This is a genomic window from Modestobacter muralis, assembly GCF_010682105.1.
In the GTDB taxonomy this organism is placed as follows: Bacteria; Actinomycetota; Actinomycetes; order Mycobacteriales; family Geodermatophilaceae; genus Modestobacter; species Modestobacter muralis.
In genome coordinates this window covers 25,716-45,062 of record NZ_JAAGWH010000014.1, presented here as the reverse complement: position 1 = coordinate 45,062, position 19,347 = coordinate 25,716, and the positions used below count along the sequence as shown (strand labels likewise).

Annotated in this window: 23 protein-coding genes; 15 read left to right on the top strand and 8 right to left on the bottom strand. The window is 73.8% G+C overall.

Annotated features, from left to right (window positions below):
- The first annotated feature begins 8 nt into the window (after positions 1–8).
- The 5 genes from GCU67_RS07290 (at position 9) to GCU67_RS07270 (ending at position 6,639) form a co-directional block, all read left to right on the top strand.
- A complete protein-coding gene (locus GCU67_RS07290) occupies positions 9–812 on the top strand; it encodes a CPBP family glutamic-type intramembrane protease (RefSeq protein WP_163610432.1) in 804 nt (267 codons plus the stop codon).
- Entirely contained in the window at positions 809–1,486 is a 678-nt protein-coding gene (locus GCU67_RS07285) for a hypothetical protein (RefSeq protein WP_163610431.1), read from the top strand. The genes GCU67_RS07290 and GCU67_RS07285 overlap by 4 nt, the downstream gene beginning before the upstream one ends.
- A gap of 11 nt (positions 1,487–1,497) precedes the next feature.
- A complete protein-coding gene (locus GCU67_RS07280; RefSeq protein ID WP_338104845.1) occupies positions 1,498–1,941 on the top strand; it encodes a GNAT family N-acetyltransferase in 444 nt (147 codons plus the stop codon).
- Between the two features lie 250 nt (positions 1,942–2,191).
- Positions 2,192–5,761, top strand: a complete 3,570-nt coding sequence (dnaE, locus tag GCU67_RS07275; protein ID WP_163610430.1) for a DNA polymerase III subunit alpha — start codon at positions 2,192–2,194, stop codon at positions 5,759–5,761.
- 98 nt (positions 5,762–5,859) lie between these two features.
- Positions 5,860–6,639, top strand: a complete 780-nt coding sequence (locus GCU67_RS07270) for a DUF2567 domain-containing protein (RefSeq protein WP_163610429.1) — start codon at positions 5,860–5,862, stop codon at positions 6,637–6,639.
- Positions 6,640–6,727: 88 nt separating this feature from the next.
- Here GCU67_RS07270 and GCU67_RS07265 read toward each other — a convergent pair whose 3' ends face one another.
- Positions 6,728–7,639 (bottom strand): LON peptidase substrate-binding domain-containing protein, encoded by a 912-nt coding sequence (locus tag GCU67_RS07265; RefSeq protein ID WP_163610428.1) that lies wholly within the window; start codon positions 7,637–7,639, stop codon positions 6,728–6,730.
- 82 nt (positions 7,640–7,721) lie between these two features.
- Between GCU67_RS07265 and hisD the strand changes: the two genes are divergently transcribed.
- The 4 genes from hisD (at position 7,722) to GCU67_RS07245 (ending at position 10,979) form a co-directional block, all read left to right on the top strand.
- A complete protein-coding gene (hisD, locus tag GCU67_RS07260; RefSeq protein ID WP_163610427.1) occupies positions 7,722–9,026 on the top strand; it encodes a histidinol dehydrogenase in 1,305 nt (434 codons plus the stop codon).
- Positions 9,023–10,129, top strand: coding sequence for a histidinol-phosphate transaminase (locus GCU67_RS07255; protein ID WP_163610426.1), 1,107 nt, complete (start codon positions 9,023–9,025; stop codon positions 10,127–10,129). The genes hisD and GCU67_RS07255 overlap by 4 nt, the downstream gene beginning before the upstream one ends.
- Positions 10,130–10,206: 77 nt before the next feature.
- Positions 10,207–10,803, top strand: a complete 597-nt coding sequence (gene hisB, locus GCU67_RS07250) for an imidazoleglycerol-phosphate dehydratase HisB (protein ID WP_163610425.1) — start codon at positions 10,207–10,209, stop codon at positions 10,801–10,803.
- Positions 10,800–10,979, top strand: coding sequence for a hypothetical protein (locus tag GCU67_RS07245; RefSeq protein ID WP_163610424.1), 180 nt, complete (start codon positions 10,800–10,802; stop codon positions 10,977–10,979). Before hisB ends, GCU67_RS07245 begins: the two co-directional genes overlap by 4 nt.
- Before the next feature lie 59 nt (positions 10,980–11,038).
- Here the strand turns inward: GCU67_RS07245 and GCU67_RS07240 are convergent, their stop codons facing one another.
- From GCU67_RS07240 to GCU67_RS21690, 3 genes are read right to left on the bottom strand one after another with little or no spacing between them, the layout of a single operon-like run.
- Complete coding sequence (locus GCU67_RS07240; RefSeq protein WP_163610493.1) at positions 11,039–11,383, bottom strand: MerR family transcriptional regulator; 345 nt, start codon at positions 11,381–11,383, stop codon at positions 11,039–11,041.
- 14 nt (positions 11,384–11,397) lie between these two features.
- Entirely contained in the window at positions 11,398–12,198 is an 801-nt protein-coding gene (locus GCU67_RS21695; protein WP_338104860.1) for a SulP family inorganic anion transporter, read from the bottom strand.
- On the bottom strand, positions 12,159–12,803 hold the full coding sequence (locus tag GCU67_RS21690; protein WP_338104844.1) for a SulP family inorganic anion transporter: 645 nt from the start codon (positions 12,801–12,803) through the stop codon (positions 12,159–12,161). The genes GCU67_RS21695 and GCU67_RS21690 overlap by 40 nt, the downstream gene beginning before the upstream one ends.
- Before the next feature lie 21 nt (positions 12,804–12,824).
- Here GCU67_RS21690 and GCU67_RS07230 point away from each other — a divergent pair, with 21 nt between their 5' ends.
- Positions 12,825–13,040 (top strand): nucleotidyltransferase family protein, encoded by a 216-nt coding sequence (locus GCU67_RS07230; RefSeq protein WP_163610423.1) that lies wholly within the window; start codon positions 12,825–12,827, stop codon positions 13,038–13,040.
- Positions 13,041–13,050: 10 nt separating this feature from the next.
- Positions 13,051–13,689: an imidazole glycerol phosphate synthase subunit HisH gene (hisH, locus tag GCU67_RS07225; RefSeq protein ID WP_163610422.1), complete on the top strand. Its 639-nt coding sequence runs from the start codon at positions 13,051–13,053 to the stop codon at positions 13,687–13,689.
- 208 nt (positions 13,690–13,897) lie between these two features.
- Here the strand turns inward: hisH and GCU67_RS07220 are convergent, their stop codons facing one another.
- Genes GCU67_RS07220 through GCU67_RS07210 form a run of 3 tightly spaced genes read right to left on the bottom strand, consistent with a single transcriptional unit; the run spans position 13,898 to position 15,866 of the window.
- Positions 13,898–14,671, bottom strand: coding sequence for an SDR family NAD(P)-dependent oxidoreductase (locus GCU67_RS07220; RefSeq protein WP_338104843.1), 774 nt, complete (start codon positions 14,669–14,671; stop codon positions 13,898–13,900).
- 16 nt (positions 14,672–14,687) lie between these two features.
- Positions 14,688–15,287: a nitroreductase family protein gene (locus GCU67_RS07215; RefSeq protein ID WP_163610421.1), complete on the bottom strand. Its 600-nt coding sequence runs from the start codon at positions 15,285–15,287 to the stop codon at positions 14,688–14,690.
- 30 nt (positions 15,288–15,317) lie between these two features.
- On the bottom strand, positions 15,318–15,866 hold the full coding sequence (locus GCU67_RS07210) for a TIGR03086 family metal-binding protein (protein WP_163610420.1): 549 nt from the start codon (positions 15,864–15,866) through the stop codon (positions 15,318–15,320).
- 37 nt (positions 15,867–15,903) lie between these two features.
- Here GCU67_RS07210 and GCU67_RS07205 point away from each other — a divergent pair, with 37 nt between their 5' ends.
- Genes GCU67_RS07205 through hisF form a run of 4 tightly spaced genes read left to right on the top strand, consistent with a single transcriptional unit; the run spans position 15,904 to position 18,703 of the window.
- A complete protein-coding gene (locus GCU67_RS07205) occupies positions 15,904–16,752 on the top strand; it encodes a helix-turn-helix domain-containing protein (RefSeq protein WP_163610419.1) in 849 nt (282 codons plus the stop codon).
- 36 nt (positions 16,753–16,788) lie between these two features.
- A complete protein-coding gene (gene priA / locus GCU67_RS07200) occupies positions 16,789–17,520 on the top strand; it encodes a bifunctional 1-(5-phosphoribosyl)-5-((5-phosphoribosylamino)methylideneamino)imidazole-4-carboxamide isomerase/phosphoribosylanthranilate isomerase PriA (RefSeq protein WP_163610418.1) in 732 nt (243 codons plus the stop codon).
- Positions 17,517–17,912: a Rid family hydrolase gene (locus GCU67_RS07195; RefSeq protein WP_163610417.1), complete on the top strand. Its 396-nt coding sequence runs from the start codon at positions 17,517–17,519 to the stop codon at positions 17,910–17,912. The genes priA and GCU67_RS07195 overlap by 4 nt, the downstream gene beginning before the upstream one ends.
- Positions 17,909–18,703, top strand: coding sequence for an imidazole glycerol phosphate synthase subunit HisF (gene hisF / locus GCU67_RS07190; RefSeq protein WP_163610416.1), 795 nt, complete (start codon positions 17,909–17,911; stop codon positions 18,701–18,703). The genes GCU67_RS07195 and hisF overlap by 4 nt, the downstream gene beginning before the upstream one ends.
- A gap of 24 nt (positions 18,704–18,727) precedes the next feature.
- Here hisF and GCU67_RS21685 read toward each other — a convergent pair whose 3' ends face one another.
- Positions 18,728–18,928, bottom strand: a complete 201-nt coding sequence (locus tag GCU67_RS21685) for a dihydrofolate reductase family protein (protein WP_338104842.1) — start codon at positions 18,926–18,928, stop codon at positions 18,728–18,730.
- Between the last annotated feature and the right edge of the window lie 419 nt (positions 18,929–19,347).

Genomic DNA, 19,347 nt, shown 5'->3' with positions numbered 1-19,347 from the left:
CGCCCCTCGTGACCGGCCCCGACCTCACCTCCTTCGCCGACTTCGGTCCGGCGCAGCTGGCGGCGGCGATCATCGCCGTCTACCTGGTCGTCGGTGAGCCGTTCGTCGGGTACGTGCTGCACCGCCGCTTCGAGGGCCGGCTGCGCGCCGACCCGGCCGCGCGGCGGTCGTTCTACCAGCGGCTGCTCGTCCTGGAGTGGGGGCTGGCGGCGGTGACGCTGGTGGTCTGGCTGGCCGCGCCGGACGTCGGCGCCGCCCAGGTCGGCCTGGACCTGCCGGGCAGCTGGCCCGGTCCACTCGCCTCGGTCGTCGTGGTCGCGCTGCTCGCGCTGGCCGCGCTGTCGGTCCGGGCGCTGCGGTCCGGGGCACTGGCCGGTCCGCCGCCGGAGGTGCTGCGCCGCACCCGGCCCGGCGACGCCCGGCACGCCGAGCAGCCCGGGCACGCCGCCCTCGCGCTGCTGCCGCGCAGCCCCGGCGAGCGCCGGCTGTTCGCGCTGGTCGGGGTCACCGCCGGGGTGTGCGAGGAGTGGCTCTACCGCGGGTTCCTGCTGGCCGTGGTCGCCGCCCTGGTCCCGGGGCTGCCCGCGCTGGCCCTGGTGGTGGTGGCCGGCGTCGCCTTCGGCCTGGCGCACGCCTACCAGGGGCTGACCGGGGTGCTCACCACCGGCGTGCTCGGGGCGCTGCTGGCCGGGGTCTACCTGTCCACCGGGTCGCTGCTGCTGCCGGTGCTGCTGCACGCCGCCATCGACCTGCGCTTCCTGCTGGTGCCCTCCTCCGCGCTCCCGTCGGCCTCGGTCGTCCCGGTCCGGTGACCTCGCCGCGCCAGGTCCTCGAGCCGGGGGAGCGACCGCGGGCGCTGACCGTGATGAACGAGATCCTGGTCGAGACCCCGGTCTGGGACCGGCCGTACGGCACCGGCTACCCGCTGCCCGTCGCCGATCTGGTCGACCTCGGGGTGCCGGAGCAGCTCGTCCAGCGGTTGGTCGCCTGGAACGACTGGTGCTGGCAGGACTTCGACCCCGCCGACCCGTCTCCCCGCCGCGTCGAGCCGGGGTGGGAACGGGAGGTCGGCCGGCTGGCGCGCGAGCTGCAGGCCGTGCTGCCCGACGTCGACGTCGTCGTGTTCGCCGGAGCCGGGACGCGCCCGTTCCGGGACGAGGGCCTGCCCGAGCAGGACCATGCCCTGGACGCCGACCGGCCGACCGCGGTCACCGTGATGGCGGCCCCCACCGCCCGCGACCCGCTGTTCACCACCCCCTTCGGTCGGTGCGCCGCCATCGACCCGGAGGTGCTGTCCGTGACCCCGGAGCTGGTCGCCCGGCTCCGGGCCTGGAACGCCGCGTTCCCGGGGCCCGAGCGGCTGGACGAGCCGTGGTGCGCCACCGGGCTGGCCCTCGCCCGGGAGCTGCAGGACGAGCTGTGGGACGTCGCGGTGCACTACTTCGAGGACGACGACCCACGGCCGGTGCGCGAACGGCGGCGATGACAATGGCCGGTGTGGTCGCACCCTCCGCACGCCTCGCCACGCCCGCCGACTGGCCGGAGGTCTCCGCACTGCGCACGCGGGTCTTCGTCGCCGAACAGGGCGTGCCTGCCGAGCTGGAGCACGACGACCGCGACGCGACCGCCGTGCACGCCCTGAGCCGGGACGACGCCGGCCGGGTGGTGGCCACCGGGAGGCTGCTGCCCGACGCTGCCGGGCCGGGCCGGGCGCTCGTGGGCCGGATGGCCGCCGACGCCGCCGTCCGGGGGCGCGGGCACGGGTCGGCGGTGCTCGCCGTCCTGGAGGCCGAGGCCGCCGTCCGGGGGCAGCGGGTGGTGGAGCTGCACGCCCAGGTGAGCGCCCGGGGCTTCTACGACCGCGCCGGATACGCGGCCGTGGGGGAGGAGTACGAGGAGGCCGGCATCGTCCACGTGACGATGCGCAAGGAGCTCCGGTGACCATGCGCAGGGAGGCCTGGGCCGGGTGTGACGGAGTGGTCCGGATCGCGGAGACACGTTCTGTCGGACCCTCGGCGTAGGACTGCGGAGGTGCGAGGATCGACAGGCGCCGGGCACCTCGTGTGCACCGCCCGGGTCCGCGCCGCAGCACCGAACGGCCTTCCCCGCCGGTCACCCCAGAACGACCCGCCGCCCCTGACCACCTCCCGGTGGCCAGGCGGCCGCACGACCGTGAGGAGCACCACCCACCGTGAGCAGCACCCCCTCGTCCGACTCGTTCGCACACCTGCACGTGCACACCGAGTACTCGATGCTCGACGGGGCGGCGAAGCTGGGTGAGGTGACCAAGGCGGCGGCCGCCGAGGGCATGCCGGCGCTGGCGATGACCGACCACGGCAACGTGTTCGGCGCCTACGACTTCTACAAGCAGGCCAACGCCGCCGGGGTCAAGCCGATCATCGGCATGGAGGGCTACTACACGCCCGGCTCGCGCTTCGACCGCGCGCCGTTCGACTTCGGCGACAAGCTCATCGACGAAGAGGGCGACGGCGGCAACAACCGCGGCAAGGCCGCCTACACGCACATGACGATGCTGGCCCGCACCACCGAGGGCATGCACAACCTCTTCCGCATCTCCTCGATGGCCAGCCTCGAGGGCCAGTACCGCAAGCCGCGCTTCGACCGCGACCTGCTGGAGAAGCACGGCACGGGCCTGATCGCCACCACCGGCTGCCCGTCGGGTGAGGTGAACATGTGGCTGCGCGCCGGCAAGTACGACAAGGCCCGCGCCGCCGCCGCCGACTTCCAGGACATCTTCGGCAAGGACAACTTCTACGCCGAGGTCATGGACCACGGCCTGAACATCGAGAAGAGGACCCGGCCGGACCTGCTCAAGATCGCCAAGGACCTCGGCATCCCGCTGCTGGCCACCAACGACCTGCACTACACCCACCGCGAGGACGCCCAGGCCCACGACGCGCTGCTGTGCATCCAGACCGGGTCGCGGCTCAACGAGCCCAACCGCTTCAAGTTCAACGGCGACGGCTACTACCTGAAGTCCTCCGCGGAGATGCGCGCGCTGTTCAGCGAGTTGCCCGAGGCCTGCGACAACACCCTCGTCATCGCCGAGCAGTGCGAGGTCCAGTTCACCGAGGGCGCGGACCTCATGCCCCGCTTCCCCCTGCCGGAGGGGGAGGACGAGACCTCCTGGTTCGTCAAGGAGGTCGAGCGCGGTCTCAACAAGCGGTACCCCAACGGCATCCCGGACGCCGTGCGCAAGCAGGCCGACTACGAGGTCGGGATCATCGCCCAGATGGGCTTCCCGGGGTACTTCCTCGTGGTCGCGGACTTCATCAACTGGGCCAAGGACAACGGCATCCGGGTCGGCCCGGGTCGTGGCTCGGCCGCCGGCTCCATGGCCGCCTTCGCGATGGGCATCACCGACCTCGACCCGCTGGCGCACGGGCTGTTCTTCGAGCGGTTCCTCAACCCCGAGCGCGTCTCCATGCCCGACGTCGACATCGACTTCGACGACCGCCGCCGCGGCGAGGTCATCCAGTACGTGTCGAAGAAGTACGGCGAGGAGCGGGTCAGCCAGATCGTGACCTACGGCACGATCAAGGCCAAGGCCGCGATCAAGGACGCCGCCCGGGTGCTCGACCGGCCCTACTCGGTGGGCGATGAGCTGACCAAGCTCATGCCCCCGGGCGTGATGGGCAAGGACATCCCGCTGTCGGGGATCTTCGACCCCAAGCACGACCGCTACAAGGAGGCCGCGGAGTTCCGCGCCCGCTACGAGTCCGACCCGGGTGCCGCCGAGGTCGTCGACCAGGCGCGCAAGCTCGAGGGCCTGAAGCGGCAGTGGGGCGTGCACGCCGCCGGCGTCATCATCGGCCGGTACCCGCTGATCGACAGCATCCCGATCATGCGGCGCGAGGCCGACGGCGCGATCATCACGCAGTTCGACTACCCGACCTGCGAGACCCTCGGCCTGCTCAAGATGGACTTCCTGGGCCTGCGCAACCTCACCGTCCTCGACGACGCGCTGCGCAACATCGTCATCAACGGCAAGGACCCGGTCGACCTCGACGAGATCAGCAAGGACCTCACCGACCCGGCGACCTACGCCCTTCTCTCCCGCGGTGACACCCTCGGGGTCTTCCAGTTCGACGGCGGCCCGATGCGGTCACTGCTGCGGCTGATGCGCCCGGACAACTTCGAGGACATCTCCGCCGTCGGTGCCCTCTACCGGCCCGGCCCCATGGGTGCGAACTCGCACACCAACTACGCGCTGCGCAAGAACGGCCAGCAGGAGATCACCCCGATCCACCCGGAGCTGGCCGAGCCGCTCGCGGAGATCCTGGGCGGCACCTACGGCCTGATCGTGTACCAGGAGCAGGTCATGTCGATCGCGCAGAAGGTCGCCGGGTACTCCCTCGGCAAGGCCGACCTGCTGCGCCGCGCGATGGGCAAGAAGAAGAAGTCGGTCCTGGACGCCGAGTACGTCGGCTTCGAGGCCGGCATGAAGGCCAACGGCTTCTCCGCCGCGGCGGTCAAGACGCTGTGGGACATCCTCGTGCCCTTCGCCGACTACGCCTTCAACAAGGCGCACTCGGCTGCCTACGGCCTGATCTCCTACTGGACGGCCTACCTCAAGGCCAACTACCCGGCCGAGTACATGGCCGGGCTGCTGACCAGCGTGGGCGATGACAAGGAGCGCCGGCCGGTCTACCTGGCCGAGTGCCGCCGGATGGGCATCAAGGTGCTCCCGCCCGACGTCAACGAGTCCTCCTGGGACTTCACCGCCGTCGGCAACGACATCCGCTTCGGCCTGGCCTCGGTGCGCAACGTCGGGCACAACGTCGTCGACTCGATCGTCCGGGCGCGCGAGGAGAAGGGCGCGTTCAAGGACTTCGCCGACTTCATGCGCAAGATCGACACGGTGGCCTGCAACAAGAAGGTCATCGAGTCCCTGGCCAAGGCCGGCGGCTTCGACTCCCTGGGCCACTCCCGGCAGGGCATCGCGGCGATCCACGCCCAGGCCGTCGACTCCGCGATGAGCCTCAAGCGCAAGGAGGCCGAGGGCCAGTTCGACCTCTTCGGCAGCTTCGGCGAGGACGGCGGCGGTGAGCTCGGTGACCCGCTGAGCGCCGCGCTGGACATCCCGATCCCGACCGCGGACTGGTCGAAGTCGGAGAAGCTGGTCTTCGAGCGCGACATGCTCGGCCTCTACGTGTCCGACCACCCGCTGCACGGCGTCGAGCACGTGCTCACCTCGCACGCCGACACCTCGCTGGCCGAGATCATCTCCGGCGGGGTGGAGGACGGCGCCAACGTCACGATCGCCGGCATCCTCACCGCCGTCGGCCCGCGCACCAACAAGCAGGGCGCGCCCTGGGCGATCGCCACGCTGGAGGACCTCGAGGCCGGCCTGGAGGTGCTGTTCTTCCCCAAGACCTGGGCGCAGGTGTCGGACAAGGTGGTCCGCGACCAGATCGTCGTGGTCAAGGGCCGGATCAGCCGCCGGGACGACACCCCGTCGCTGTTCGCCGCCGAGGTGACCATCCCGGAGATCACCGAGGGCCCGCGCGGGCCGGTGCTGGTCTCCATGCCCGCGGCCCGCTGCACGCCGCCGGTGGTCGAGCGGCTGCGCGAGGTGCTGGGCAGCCACCCGGGCACGACCGAGGTGCAGCTGAAGCTGCTCAACGGTGGGCGGGAGACCGTGCTGCGGTTGGACCAGGGCCTGCGGGTACGGCCCAGCACCGCGCTGATGGGCGACATCAAGGCGCTCCTGGGCCCCACGAGCGTCGCCCTCCTGTAGCCGGGGGACCCGTCCCGGGGAGTCCGGGACGGGTCGGCGGCGCGTGTCCTGGCCCACCTGCCAGGGAGCTCCCCGGCGACTGTGTCGACAATGGGCCGGTGACCGACCCCCGATCCGCCGGGCAGCTGCCCCCGTTCCCGGCGCGGCCCGGCCCCGTGGAGGGGCCGGACGCGGCTCCCGGGACCGACACGGAGCGGTTCCCGGCCTCCCGGCCTGCGTACCTCCCGGTGCCCGGCGCGACGGCGCAGCCCGCCCCGGGTGCCGAGCCGGGGGAGTTGTTGCCGCCCTGGGCTCAGGCCCGCCGGGCCGGCGCCCCGGGTCTGCAGGGGAGGCGGGAGGACCTGCGGACCGGGCTGCTCACCGTGCTGGTGCTGGCCCTGTCCGGGCTGCCCGCCGGTGCGCTGTGGCTGTGGCTGGCGCCGCGGGCGGAGTACCGGGTCACCGGGACCGACGTCGTGCCGGTGAGCGGGCTGCCCAACTCCGAGCTCTTCGTCTCCGACGACAGCGTCTTCGTGCTGCTCCTCGCCGCGATCGGGCTGCTCGCCGGGCTGGTGCTGTGGCGGTTGCGGAGCCGGCGCGGCGCCCTGGTCCTGGTCGCGCTGGCCACCGGGATGCTGGCGGCGGGCATCGTCGCCTGGCAGCTGGGGACGGCGTTGGGCACGGGCCCGACCGAGGCCGAGCTGACCGAGGTCGGCCGCACGGTCACCACCGGGCTGGGTCTGCGGGCCACCGCGGCGCTGGCGGTCGGCCCGTTCCTCGCGGTGCTGGTCTACCTGGTCGGGGCCACCTACTCCTCCCGCCAGGACCTCGGCCGCCCCGAGCCCGAGGACCTGCTTCCCCGGCTCCCGCTCCCGCCCGTCCCGCCGCCGGCGTCCTGACCGGCCCGGTCCCGGGCACCGGAGGTCAGGCCCCCTCGCAGGGTCCCGCCGCGAGCGTGCGAGTGGTGGGGGGCAAGGGGGTCCTTCCTCAGTTGGGGGTCATCGGGGCGGCGAACTGCACCAGCGGCACCGGGACGGCGCCCAGCGTGCGCAGCAGGGTGAGCTCGCGGCGCAGCAGCCGTGACTCCAGGGCCAGCCGGCGACGGGTGGCGGACTCGGCCAGCAGTGCCTGCCGGTCCTCGGTGGTCAGCAGCGCGGCGGAGGCGACCAGGTAGGACAGCCCGCGGGCGTCGTCGGCCACCTCGCGCAGCAGTGCCGCGGTGCCACCCAGCTCCCCGCCGCCCTCGTCGTCGTCCCCGAGCAGCTCGTCGGGGGTGAGCGCGTCGAGCACCTCGTCGGGCAGGCCGCCGGCGTCGCCGGACTGGCGGACGGCCACGTCGGCGACGTACCGGGCGAACAGGTCGCGGACGTTGCCGGCGAGCACCTCCAGCGACCCGCGGGCGACCTCGCTGAGCACGTCCTCGGGCACGATCCCCGCGCCGTGGTCGGGCCCGGTGAGCCCCTCGGCGTCCCCGGCCGCCTCCTCGGCGGCCTCCTCCTCACCCAGCCACTCCACCAGCGCCTGCAGGTAGGGCGGGTCGTCGGGACCGGCGGGCACGAGGACGTCGAGCAGCCGGAACCGGTCGCCGCCGACGGCGACCAGCTGGTAGCCGCCGTCGCTCTGCGGCGCGATCACCCGCACGGTGGCGGTGCAGCCGACGTCGAACAGCGCCTCGGCCGGTGCGACCCGCTCGACCTCCCAGCCCTGCCGGATCGCGACGACGCCGAAGCGGCGCGGTGCCCCCTCGGGCAGGGCGACCAGGTCGGCGACCAGCTGGCGGTAGCGGGGCTCGAAGATCTGCAGCGGCAGCACCACGCCGGGGAAGAGCGGGCTCCCCAGGGGGAACAGCGCGATGACCTCGCGGCCGCCCGCACCCTCATCGTTGCCGCTCGCCCGCACGCCGGGAGCCTACGGGCAGCAGGGCCGTCGTACCGGGCGTCTACCGTTTGGTCGTTCTGCTGCTCGTACCCGGAGGTGCCCCGTGCTGTCCCGCATCGACCTGCGAGGGTCCGCTCTGCCCGGACCGCGTGAGCTGGCCCACCTGCTCCCGCGTGCCGGTACCGACATCGACGCGGTGCTCGCGACCGTCCGGCCGATCTGTGAGGACGTGAGACTGCGGGGTGCCGAGGCGGTCCGGGAGATCACCGCCCGCCTCGACCGCGTCGACGTCCCGGACATGGCCGTGCCGCAGGCCGCCCTCGACGAGGCGCTGGCCTCCATCGACCCGGCCGTGCGCGCCGCGCTGGAGGAGTCCATCCGCCGGGTGCGGATCGTGCACGCCGACCAGCGCCGCACCGACGTCACCACCCAGGTCTCCGCCGGTGGCACCGTCACCGAGCGCTGGGTCCCGGTGCGCCGCGTCGGCCTCTACGTGCCCGGTGGGCTCGCCCCGCTGCTGAGCTCGGTGGTGATGAACGTCGTCCCGGCCCAGATCGCCGGCGTCGAGTCGATCGCCGTGGCCAGCCCGCCGCAGCGCGACAACGGCGGCCTTCCCGACCCCGGCGTGCTGGCGGCGTGCGCGCTGCTGGGCGTGACGGAGGTCTACGCCGTCGGTGGCGCGCAGGCGATCGCCGTCTTCGGCTACGGCGCGGGCTCCTGTGAGCCGGTCGACCTCGTCACCGGGCCGGGCAACGTCTACGTGACGGCGGCCAAGCGGCTGCTCCGCGGCCTGATCGGCATCGACTCCGAGGCCGGCCCGACCGAGGTCGCCGTCCTCGCCGACGACACCGCCGACGCCGGGCACGTGGCCGCGGACCTGATCAGCCAGGCCGAGCACGACCCGCTGGCCGGCGCCGTGCTGGTCACCACCAGCGAGGAGCTCGCCGACGCCGTGCTCGCCCAGGTGCTCGCCCAGGTGGCGGCCACCAAGCACACCGAGCGGATCACCACCGCCCTCAACGGCACGCAGTCCGGCATCGTGCTGGTCGACGACCTCGACGCGGGGCTCGCGGTGGTCGACGCCTACGCCGCCGAGCACCTGGAGATCCAGACCCGTGACCCGCGTGCGGTGGCGATGCGCGTGCGCAACGCCGGCGCGGTGTTCGTCGGGCCGTGGGCGCCGGTGTCGCTGGGTGACTACATCGCCGGGTCCAACCACGTGCTGCCCACCGGCGGGTGCGCCCGGCACTCCAGCGGGCTCAGCGTGCAGACCTTCCTGCGCGGCATCCACCTGGTCGAGTACGACGAGCAGGCCCTCGCCGAGGTCGCCGGGCACATCGACGTCCTGGCCAACGCCGAGGACCTGCCCGGGCACGCGGCGGCCGTCCGGGTGCGGCAGCGGTCGTGACCTCGCTCGAGGAGCTGCCGCTGCGGCCCGAGCTGCGGGGCAAGTCGCCCTACGGGGCCCCGCAGCTCGCGGTCGCCCACCAGCTCAACACCAACGAGAACCCCTACCCGCTGCCGAAGTCGCTGCTGGCCGACCTGGGCACCGCGCTGGCCGGGGTCGCCGCCGGGCTCAACCGGTACCCCGACCGCGACGCCGTGGCCCTGCGCACGGACCTGGCGACCTACCTGACCCGCACCAGCGGCGAGCAGGTCGTCGTGGAAAAGGTGTGGGCGGCCAACGGCTCCAACGAGGTGCTCCAGCAGCTGCTGCAGACCTTCGGCGGCGCGGACCGGACGGCGCTGGGCTTCACGCCGTCGTACTCGATGCACCCGATCATCGCCGGCAGCACCAGCACCGCCTGGGTCGACGGGCACCGGCGCGCGGACTTCACCATCGACGTCGACGCCGCGGTCGCCCAGGTGCGCGAGGTGCGCCCGGACGTCGTCTTCGTCACCAGCCCGAACAACCCGACCGGCACCGCCGTCGACCTGGACACCATCGCCGCGCTGTACGACGCGACCGACGGCGTGCTCGTGGTCGACGAGGCCTACACCGAGTTCGCCCGCACGGGCACCGTCTCGGCGCTGTCCCTGCTGCCGGGCCGCCCGCGGCTGGTGGTCAGCCGCACGATGAGCAAGGCGTTCGGGATGGCCGGGCTGCGGCTGGGCTACCTGGCCGCCGACCCGGCCGTGGTCGAGGCGGTGCAGCTGGTGCGCCTGCCCTACCACCTGAGCTCGCTGACCCAGGCCGCCGCCCGGGCCGCGCTGGCGCACACCGACGAGCTGCTGGCCACCGTCGAGGCGGTCAAGGCCCAGCGGGACCGGATCGTCGCCGCGCTGCCGGCGCTGGGCCTGACCAGCGTGCCCAGCGACGCCAACTTCGTGCTGTTCGGCCACTTCGGCGACGCGCACGCGGCGTGGCAGGCGCTGCTGGACCGCGGCGTCCTGGTCCGCGACGTCGGCCTGCCCGGCTGGCTGCGGGTCACCGCCGGCACGCTGGAGGAGACCGACGCCTTCCTCACCGCCCTGGGTGAGGTGGCCCCGAGCCACCGCCTGGGAGACTGACCGCGAGCGAGCTCGCGAGCGGAGCCATGACAGAGCGAGCTGGCGAACGCGCCGACGGGCGCCAGCGAGGAGGACACGTGAGCCGCACTGCACGCATCGAGCGGGCCACCAAGGAGACCACCCTCGTCGTCGAGGTCGACCTCGACGGCACCGGGGCCTCCGACATCGCCACCGGGGTCGGCTTCTACGACCACATGCTCACCGCGCTGAGCAAGCACAGCGGGATCGACCTGACCGTGCGCGCCGACGGCGACCTGCACATCGACGCCCACCACACCGTCGAGGACGTCGCCATCGCCCTGGGCCAGGCCTTCGCCGAGGCCCTCGGTGACAAGCGCGGCATCACCCGCTACGGCGACGCGACCATCCCGATGGACGAGGTGCTGGTGCAGGCCGCGGTGGACCTGTCCGGCCGGCCGTACTTCGTGCACGCCGAGCCCGAGAACATGACCCCGATGATCGGGCCGGACTACCCGACGTCGCTGACCAAGCACGTGCTGGAGTCCTTCGCGTTCAACGCGAAGATCAGCCTGCACGTGCGAGTGCTCTACGCCGGCCGCGACGCCCACCACATCGTCGAGGGGCAGTTCAAGGCGCTCGCCCGGGCGCTGCGCACCGCCGTCGCCCTGGACCCGCGGGTCACCGACGTGCCCTCCACCAAGGGCGCGCTGTGAACTTCGGCGTCGCACTGCTGGTGGTCGGCGGGTTCCTCCTGGGCGGCGCCTACAGCATCTCCAAGGCCGACTCCGACACCAAGGGCCGCACCGGCGGGCAACTGGTCTTCGCCGGGATCCTGCTGGTGGCGGCCCTGCTGGCCACGGCCAGCGGCATCCTCTACCTGGTCGGATGAAGGACCTCGTCCTCCTCACCCCTCGCGAGATGGGGGCGAGCCTCTGGACGGGGCCGGAGTCAGGCAGCGCCTGACCCGAGGCGGGCGGCGAACTCCTCGGCGGTGCGCAGCTGCCGGCGCAGGGTCGCCACCCGCTCGGCGGCCTGCTCGCGGAAGACGGTCAGCCGGGCGGGGTCGGCGTCCGGTCCGGCGTCGAGCAGCTCCAGCAACTCGCGCATCTCCTCCAGGGAGAAGCCCAACGGCTTCATGTGCATGATCACCCGCAGCCGCTCGACGTCGTCCTCCACGTAGAGCCGGAAGCCGCCGTCCGAGCGGGCCGAAGGGACGGCCAGGCCGACCTCCTCGTAGTAGCGGATCGTGCGCAGCGACAGCCCGATCCGTTCGGCGACCTCGCCGATCTGCATCCGCCCCGCAGTGTTCACTCGCCGCCGCCGAGCTGCCCGGCCAGTCGCTGGTGGTAGTGGCCGGTGACGTCGGTGAGCCCGGTGATCTGCACGGTCTTCCCGCGGACGGCGTGCTCGTGCTCGATCGTGTCCAGGACGGCGACCGAGCTGGCGTCCCGGACGTGCGCGCCGGACAGGTCGACGACCACGCGGTCGGGGTCCCCGGCGTAGTCGAACTGGCCGACCATGTCGTTGGTCGAGGCGAAGAACAGGGCGCCGGAGACGACGTAGCGGCGGCTGCCGTCCGGTTCGTCGGAGGGCGTGACGGTGACCAGGTGGGCGACCCGGCGGGCGAAGAGCACGCAGGCCACCAGGACGCCGATGCCCACGCCGATCGCCAGGTTGCCGGTGGCCAGCACGACCGCCACCGTCACCAGCATCACGGCGCTCTCGCTGTAGGGCATCCGGCGCAGCGTGCGCGGGCTGTGCCAGTCGAAGGTGACGATCGAGACGAACACCATGACGGCGACGAGCGCGGCCATCGGGATGACGGCGACCACCGGGCTGAGCACGAGCCCCAGGACCAGCAGGAAGACCCCGGCCAGGAAGGTCGACAGCCGGGTCCGGGCGCCGGAGCGCACGTTGATCATCGTCTGGCCGATCATCGCGCAGCCGCCCATGCCCCCGAGGAGGCCGGTGACCAGGTTGGCGATGCCCTGGCCGACGGACTCCTGGGTCTTGCTGGAGGGGGTGTCGGTGACCTCGTCCACCAGCTTCGCGGTGATCAGCGACTCCATCAGCCCGACCAGGGCGATGGCCAGCGCGTAGGGGGCGATGACCCGCAGCGTCTCGGTGGTGAACGGGACGTCGGGCAGGCCGAGCCCGGCAGGCTGTCGGGCAGCTCGCCCTCGTCGCCGACGGTCGGGACGTCGAGCCCGACCGTCACGGTAAACACGGTCAGCAGCACGATCGCCACCAGCGGCGCCGGGACGGCGGTGGTCCGCCGGGGGAGCCCGAAGACGATCGCCAGGCCGACGGCGGCCAGCGGGTACACCTGCCACGGGACGTCGACCAGCTGCGGCAGCTGCGCGGTGAAGATGAGGATCGCCAGCGCGTTGACGAAGCCGACCATCACGCTGCGCGGCACGAACCGCATGACCCTCGCGACCGCCAGCAGGCCCAGGGCCACCTGGAACACCCCGCCGAGCAGCACCGCGGCGATCAGGTACTGCAGGCCGTGGCTGGCCACCAGCGGGGCGATGACCAGCGCGACCGCGCCGGTGGCGGCGGAGATCATCGCCGGCCGGCCGCCGGTGAACGCGATCGTGACGGCCATCGTGAACGAGGCGAAGGAGCCCACCCGCGGGTCGACCCCGGCGATGATCGAGAAGGAGATCGCCTCGGGGATCAGCGCCAGGGCGACGACGAGCCCGGCGAGCACCTCGGTGCGGGCAGCTACGGGGTGACAGCGGCCGCGGACGGGCCAGAGGTCTACGCCCCCCATGGCTACGCCGACCTCTTCGGCATGGTCGTGCGGCCCAACGCCGGTCCGGCGCCGCGCGACGTCTACGAGGACAAGGCGGCCCGCTGGCTGGGGGAGTGGCCGCAGCTCACGGTCCTGCCCTGGGAACAGCGTGCAGCCGGGAACACAGCGGGGCCCCGCGCGGCTGATGGGTAGCGTGGCAGCTGTGAAGAAGGTCGTCGTGCTGGACTACGGATCGGGCAACCTGCGGTCGGCGGAGCGTGCGCTGACCCGGGTGGGTGCCGACGTCACGGTGACCGCCGACGTCGACGCCGCCATGGAGGCCGACGGTCTCGTCGTCCCCGGGGTGGGCGCCTACGCCGCCTGCATGGACGGGCTGCGCGCGGTCGACGGTCCCAAGGTCATCGGCCGGCGGCTGGCCGGCGGGCGCCCGGTGCTGGGCATCTGCGTGGGCATGCAGGTGCTCTTCGAGCGCGGCGTCGAGCACGGCCAGGACACCGAGGGCTGCGGCGAGTGGCCCGGGGTCGTGGAGAAGCTCGAGTCGCCGGTGCTGCCGCACATGGGCTGGAACACCGTCGAGCCGCCCGAGGGGTCGACGCTGTTCGCCGGCCTGGAGGACCAGCGCTTCTACTTCGTGCACTCCTACGGCGTGCGGCAGTTCCCGCTCGCCGAGCCCGGCGTCACCGGCCGGCTGACCCCGCCGGCGGTCACCTGGGCCGAGCACGGCGACCGGTTCGTCGCCGGGGTCGAGAACGGGCCGCTGTCGGCGACCCAGTTCCACCCGGAGAAGAGCGGCGACGCCGGCGCCCAGCTGCTCACCAACTGGCTGAACAGCCTCGACTGAGCCGGCCTCCGGCGCATGGGCTCTGCCCACTCGGCCGCGAGGCCCGTCGGGCCCGACGACCTCACCTCGGGCCGTGCCGTGGGCACGGCCCGAGGTCAGGCGGACCGGGTTCAGCCACCTGAGCGACGGTCCAGCCGCGTCGCAGGGCGGCTCAACGGTCGGCGGCGTGGCTCGACCCGGTCCACCGCCGCCGCAGCGGGGTCCTCCGTCAGCTGCGCAGGTAGCTGGCGCCGTTCACGTCGATGATCGCGCCGGTGGAGAACGCCGCCTCCGGCGAGGCGAGCCACAGCACCGCCGAGGCGACCTCCTCCGGCCGGGCCACCCGGCCGTAGGGCGACTGCGCGCGCACGGCGTCGCCACCGGGGCCGTCGAGCACCTCGCGGGCCATCTCGGTCTGCACGAACCCCGGCGCGACGGTGCCCACCGAGATGCCGTGCGGCGCCAGTGCCAGGGCCATCGACTGCCCGAAGGCGTTCAGCCCGGCCTTGCTCGCCCCGTACGCGGGGTTGTTCGGCTCGCCGCGGAAGGCGCCCCGGCTGGACACGTTGACGACCGCGCCGCCGCCGGCCGCGATCAGGTGCGGCAGCGCCCGGAACGTCGCGTTGGCCGGGCCCAGCAGGTTGACGGCCAGGGTCTGCTGCCAGGCGGCCTGCCAGTCGGCGTAGTCGGTCTCCAGCGGCGGGTGGGCGGTGAAGACGCCGGCGTTGTTGACCAGCACGTGCAGCCCGCCCAGGCCGGCGGCCGCCTCGTCCACCATCGACCCGACGGCCTCGGCGTCGGCCAGGTCGGCCTGCACGAGCACGTGCCCCTCGCCGGGCAGCTCCGCCAGCACCGCCTCGGCCCGCTCCCGTGAACCGCCGAAGTGCACCGCCACCCGGTCGCCGCGCGCGGCGAAGGCGAGTGCGATGGCGCGGCCGATGCCGCGGGAGGCTCCGGTCACCAGGACGGCGCGGGAGGTCGGGGACTGCTGGATCTCGGTCACGCCGGGAGTCAACCAGTCACCACCGGCCGCGGTGCACGACCTCCTCGACGCCCCGGCGCCCGCGCTTCAGCGACGGCGACCGCCGGTCCTCCGCACCCGCGTAGCCGATGGAGAGGCAGCCCACGGGGGAGTAGGCGGCGGGCACGCCGAAGGCCGCCCGGAAGGAGTCCAGCCGCTCGGGTGGCACGCCGAAGAAGGCCGCGGCCAGCCCCTCGTCGACCGCGGTGAGCAGCATCAGCAGGGAGGCCATGCCGGTGTCGACGTCCCAGTAGGGCACCGGCCAGCGGGCCTCGTCACGGTCGGTCCAGCCCTTGTCCGGCTCGGCGTAGCGGTCCAGGTAGGCGGCCTTGTGCGACAGCGGCACGACCAGCAGCGGCGCCCGGCGCATCCGGGTCAGCCAGCCGTCGGGGGTGCCGCCGTCGGTGGTCGCGGCCCAGAAGCGGTCGCGCTCCTCGGCGGTCTCCAGCACCAGGAAGGCCCAGCCCTGGCTGAACCCGGCCGACGGGGCGCGGATCGCGTGCTCCAGCAGCCGCTCGCGCACCTCGGCCGGCACCGGGCGGTCGGGGTCGTAGTCGCGCACCATCCGCCGGCGGCGGACGACGTCCCGGAACTCCATGCCGCCACCCTGTCACCCGGGTGTGACGGGTCAGCCGGTGCGGCCGAGCCGGGCGAGCACGCGGGTGGGCCGGTCGGCGGAGTCCGGCACCTGGAGCGCCGGCCGGCAGATGCCCTCCATGTGCAGCGCCGGTCCGAAGGTGTCGGCGCCGGCCTCGACCAGGTCCAGCTCGGCGTCGGTGAGCCCGCCGTCGGCGCCGACCGCCCGGGCGAGGTCCCACCGGTGCACGACCATGTCCCAGACGTAGAACCGCGCGAACGCCTCGCCCACCGTCGTCGGCCCGAAGAAGCCCTGGAACTGCCGGGCCGACACGTCGTCGTCGGCCAGCGCGGCGGCCACCCGGGCGGCGTGCTCGCGCCAGGCGCCGGCTGGGCCGGCGGCGACGTCGGGCTCCGCGCCCAGGTCCGCCCCGTGCGTGCCGAGGAAGTCCCGTTGCGTGCCGACCAGGTGGGCGACCACGTCCGCGGCCGTCCAGCCCTCGCACGGCGACGGTGCGCTCCAGCCCGACGGCGGGACGGCGTCCAGGAGCCGGGTCAGCGGGGCGTCTGCGGCGGCGTGCAACGCGGCGGTGGGGTTCATGACCGGAACGTAGGAGCCTGCGGCAGGCTGGGTCTTGATGAAACCCGACAGCGGCCGCCCGCCGGCGTCGATCGACGCGATCGAGCGCGCGCACCTCAAGGACCCCGGCGACGCCTCGCACGTGATGCACCGCTACCCGGCCGGCCCGGAGTTCGCCGACCTCCTGCAGCGCTTCTGGATCCCGGTGTGGTCGCTGCCCCCGGGCACCGAGGCCCCGCAGCGGGTCCTGCAGTACCCGGTGTCGCTGATCGTCGTCGCCCACGACTACGCCCGGTTCTACGGCGTCGTCTCCGGCCTGTCGACGACCACGCTGACCGGCACCGGCTGGGCGGTCGGCGTCATGTGCGCCCCGGCCGCCGGCTCCCTCCTGGCGCGGGGCTCCATGACCCGGTTCACGGACCGGCACGTCGACGTGCGCGAGGTGCTGGGCCCGGCGGGCGAGCAGCTGGTCACCCGCGTCCGCAGCGCGATGGTCCCCGACCCGGCCGACCCGGCCGCGCACGCCACGGCGATGGCCGCCTTCGGGGACGCGCTGCGGCCCTTCCTGCCCGTCGACGAGGAGGGGCTGCTGGTGAACCGGGTCGTGGAGTTCGTCGAGTCCGACCGCGGCGTCGTCCGGGTGAGCCAGGTCTGCGAGGAGTTCGACCTGCCCGAGCGGGCGCTGCAGCGGCTGGTCCACCGCCGGCTCGGGCTCACGCCCAAGTGGCTGATCCAGCGCCGGCGGCTGCAGGAGGCCGCCGAGCGGCTGCGGACCGGCCCGGTCGACCTGGCCGAGGTGGCCGCGCAGCTGGGCTATGCCGACCAGCCGCACCTGACCCGCGACTTCGGCCAGGTGACCGGCATGACGCCCCGCCAGTTCGCCGACCGGCACGCCGCCGGGACGTGACGGGGGCCGCCAGCGGGCGTTCCCTAGGCTGAGGGCGTGCCGAAGCTGCAGCTGCTGCCCGCCGTCGACGTCGCCGACGGTCTCGCCGTCCGCCTGGTGCAGGGTGAGGCCGGGAGCGAGACCTCCTACGGCGACCCGCTGGAGGCCGCGCTGGCCTGGCAGCGCGACGGCGCCGAGTGGGTGCACCTGGTCGACCTCGACGCCGCGTTCGGGCGCGGGTCCAACCGCGAGCTGCTGGCCTCGGTGGTCGGGCAGCTCGACGTCGACGTGGAGCTCTCCGGCGGCATCCGGGACGACGAGTCGCTGGCCGCCGCGCTGTCCACCGGCTGCCGCCGGGTCAACCTGGGCACCGCCGCGCTCGAGTCACCGGAGTGGTGCGCGCGGGCGATCGCCGAGCACGGTGACCGCATCGCCGTCGGCCTGGACGTGCGCGGCACCCGGCTCGCCGCCCGCGGCTGGACCAAGGAGGGCGGGGAGCTCTACGAGACCCTCGCCCGCCTGGACGACGAGGGCTGCGCCCGCTACGTGGTCACCGACATCACCAAGGACGGCACGCTGCGCGGCCCGAACCTGGAGCTGCTGCGCGAGGTCTGCGCCGCCACCCCGCGCCCGGTGATCGCCTCCGGCGGGGTCAGCTCGCTCGACGACATCCGCGCCCTGGCGGGCCTGTCCGGCATCGGCGTCGAGGGCGCGATCGTCGGCAAGGCGCTCTACGCCGGGCAGTTCACCCTGCCCGAGGCGCTGCGGGTCACCGAGGAGCTGGCGTGACGGCCGTGCGGCTGGGCTCGGGCGGGCCCTGGGAGGGCATCGTCGGCTACAGCCGGGTCGTCGCCGTCGGCGACCAGGCCTGGGTCAGCGGCTGCACGGCCGCCACCGTCGACGGCACCGTCGCGCACCCCGGGGACGCCGGGGGACAGACCCGGGTGGCCCTGCAGACGGTCGAACGGGCCCTGACCGACGCCGGGTTCTCCGTCGGCGACGTCGTCCGCACCCGCATCTACGTGACCGACATCAGCGCCTGGGAGCAGGTCGGGCGGGCGCACGGCGAGGTCTTCGGCGACGTCCGGCCGGCCACGACGATGGTCCAGGTGGCCGCCCTGATCGACCCGGCGATGCTGGTGGAGATCGAGGCGGACGCCGTGCGCGGAGCAGGGGCATGAGCCTGGCCGTGCGGGTGATCCCGTGCCTGGACGTCGACGCCGGCCGGGTGGTCAAGGGCGTCAACTTCGTCGACCTCGTCGACGCCGGTGACCCGGTGGAGATGGCCCGGGTCTACGACGCCGAGGGCGCCGACGAGCTGACGTTCCTCGACATCACCGCCAGCTCCGGCAGCCGGGAGACCACCTACGACGTCGTCCGGCGCACCGCGGAGAGCGTGTTCATCCCGCTGACCGTCGGCGGTGGCGTGCGCAGCGTCGCCGACGTCGACAAGCTGCTGCGGGCCGGCGCGGACAAGGTCGCGGTCAACACCGCCGCCGTCGCCCGGCCCGAGCTCATCGCCGAGATCGCCGACCGGTTCGGCAACCAGGTGCTCGTGCTGAGCCTCGACGCCCGCCGGGTCCGCGACGGAGCGCACACCGACTCCGGCTTCGAGATCACCACCCACGGCGGACGCCAGGGCACCGGCCGGGACGCCGTCGAGTGGGTCGTGCAGGCCGCGGCGCTGGGCGTCGGCGAGGTGCTGCTGAACTCGATGGACGCCGACGGCACACGCGCCGGGTTCGACACCGAGCTGATCCGGGCCGTGCGCCGCGAGGTCACCGTGCCGCTCATCGCCAGTGGGGGAGCGGGTGCGGTCGACCACTTCGCCCCCGCGGTCGCGGCCGGCGCCGACGCGGTGCTGGCGGCCAGCGTCTTCCACTTCGGCCAGCTGCGCGTGGGCGACGTCAAGGACGCGCTCACCGCCGCCGGCGTCCCGATCCGGCACGAGGCGGACCGCCCGCTCGGCTGACCGCGGCCCCGGTGCCGGGCCGCGTCACCGGACCACGGCGTACCGCACGTGCGTCGCCCACCGCGACTGGTGGACCTCGAGCGGTTCCAGGTCCAGGTCGAGGTCGCCGTCGAACAGCGGCTTCCCCGCCCCGAGGACCACGGGGGCGAAGGACAGGCACAGCTCGTCCACCTCGCCGGCGGCGAGGCACTGGCGGATGACGTCCGCCCCGCCCCCGACGCCCACCGCCCTGCCCCGGCCCGTGCCCGCGCGAGTCGGAGCGCCTCCGCGAGGTCGTCGACGAACAGGAAGCTCTCGTCGTGCGGGTCGCCGGTGCGGTGGGTGAGCACCACGAGCGTGCCGGGGAAGGGGTTGCGCCCGCCCCACGCGCCCGCTGCCTCGTACATGCCACGGCCGACCAGGCTCGCCCCGATGCGCGCCACCAGGCCGTCGAGGAAGACCGCGTCCTCACCCGTCGGGGAGCCGGGGCGTTCGCCGTCGTAGGTCCACGGCCCGCCGAAGACCCAGTGGTGCAGTCGTTCGCCGCCGATCCCCAGGCCCTGGCCCGGCCGGTCGTCGGGGCCCGTGACGAAGCCGTCCAGGGAGACGCTGATGCTCGCGATGGTGGTCATGCCGGCTCCGACCGGCCGGACCCGCCGAAGTCA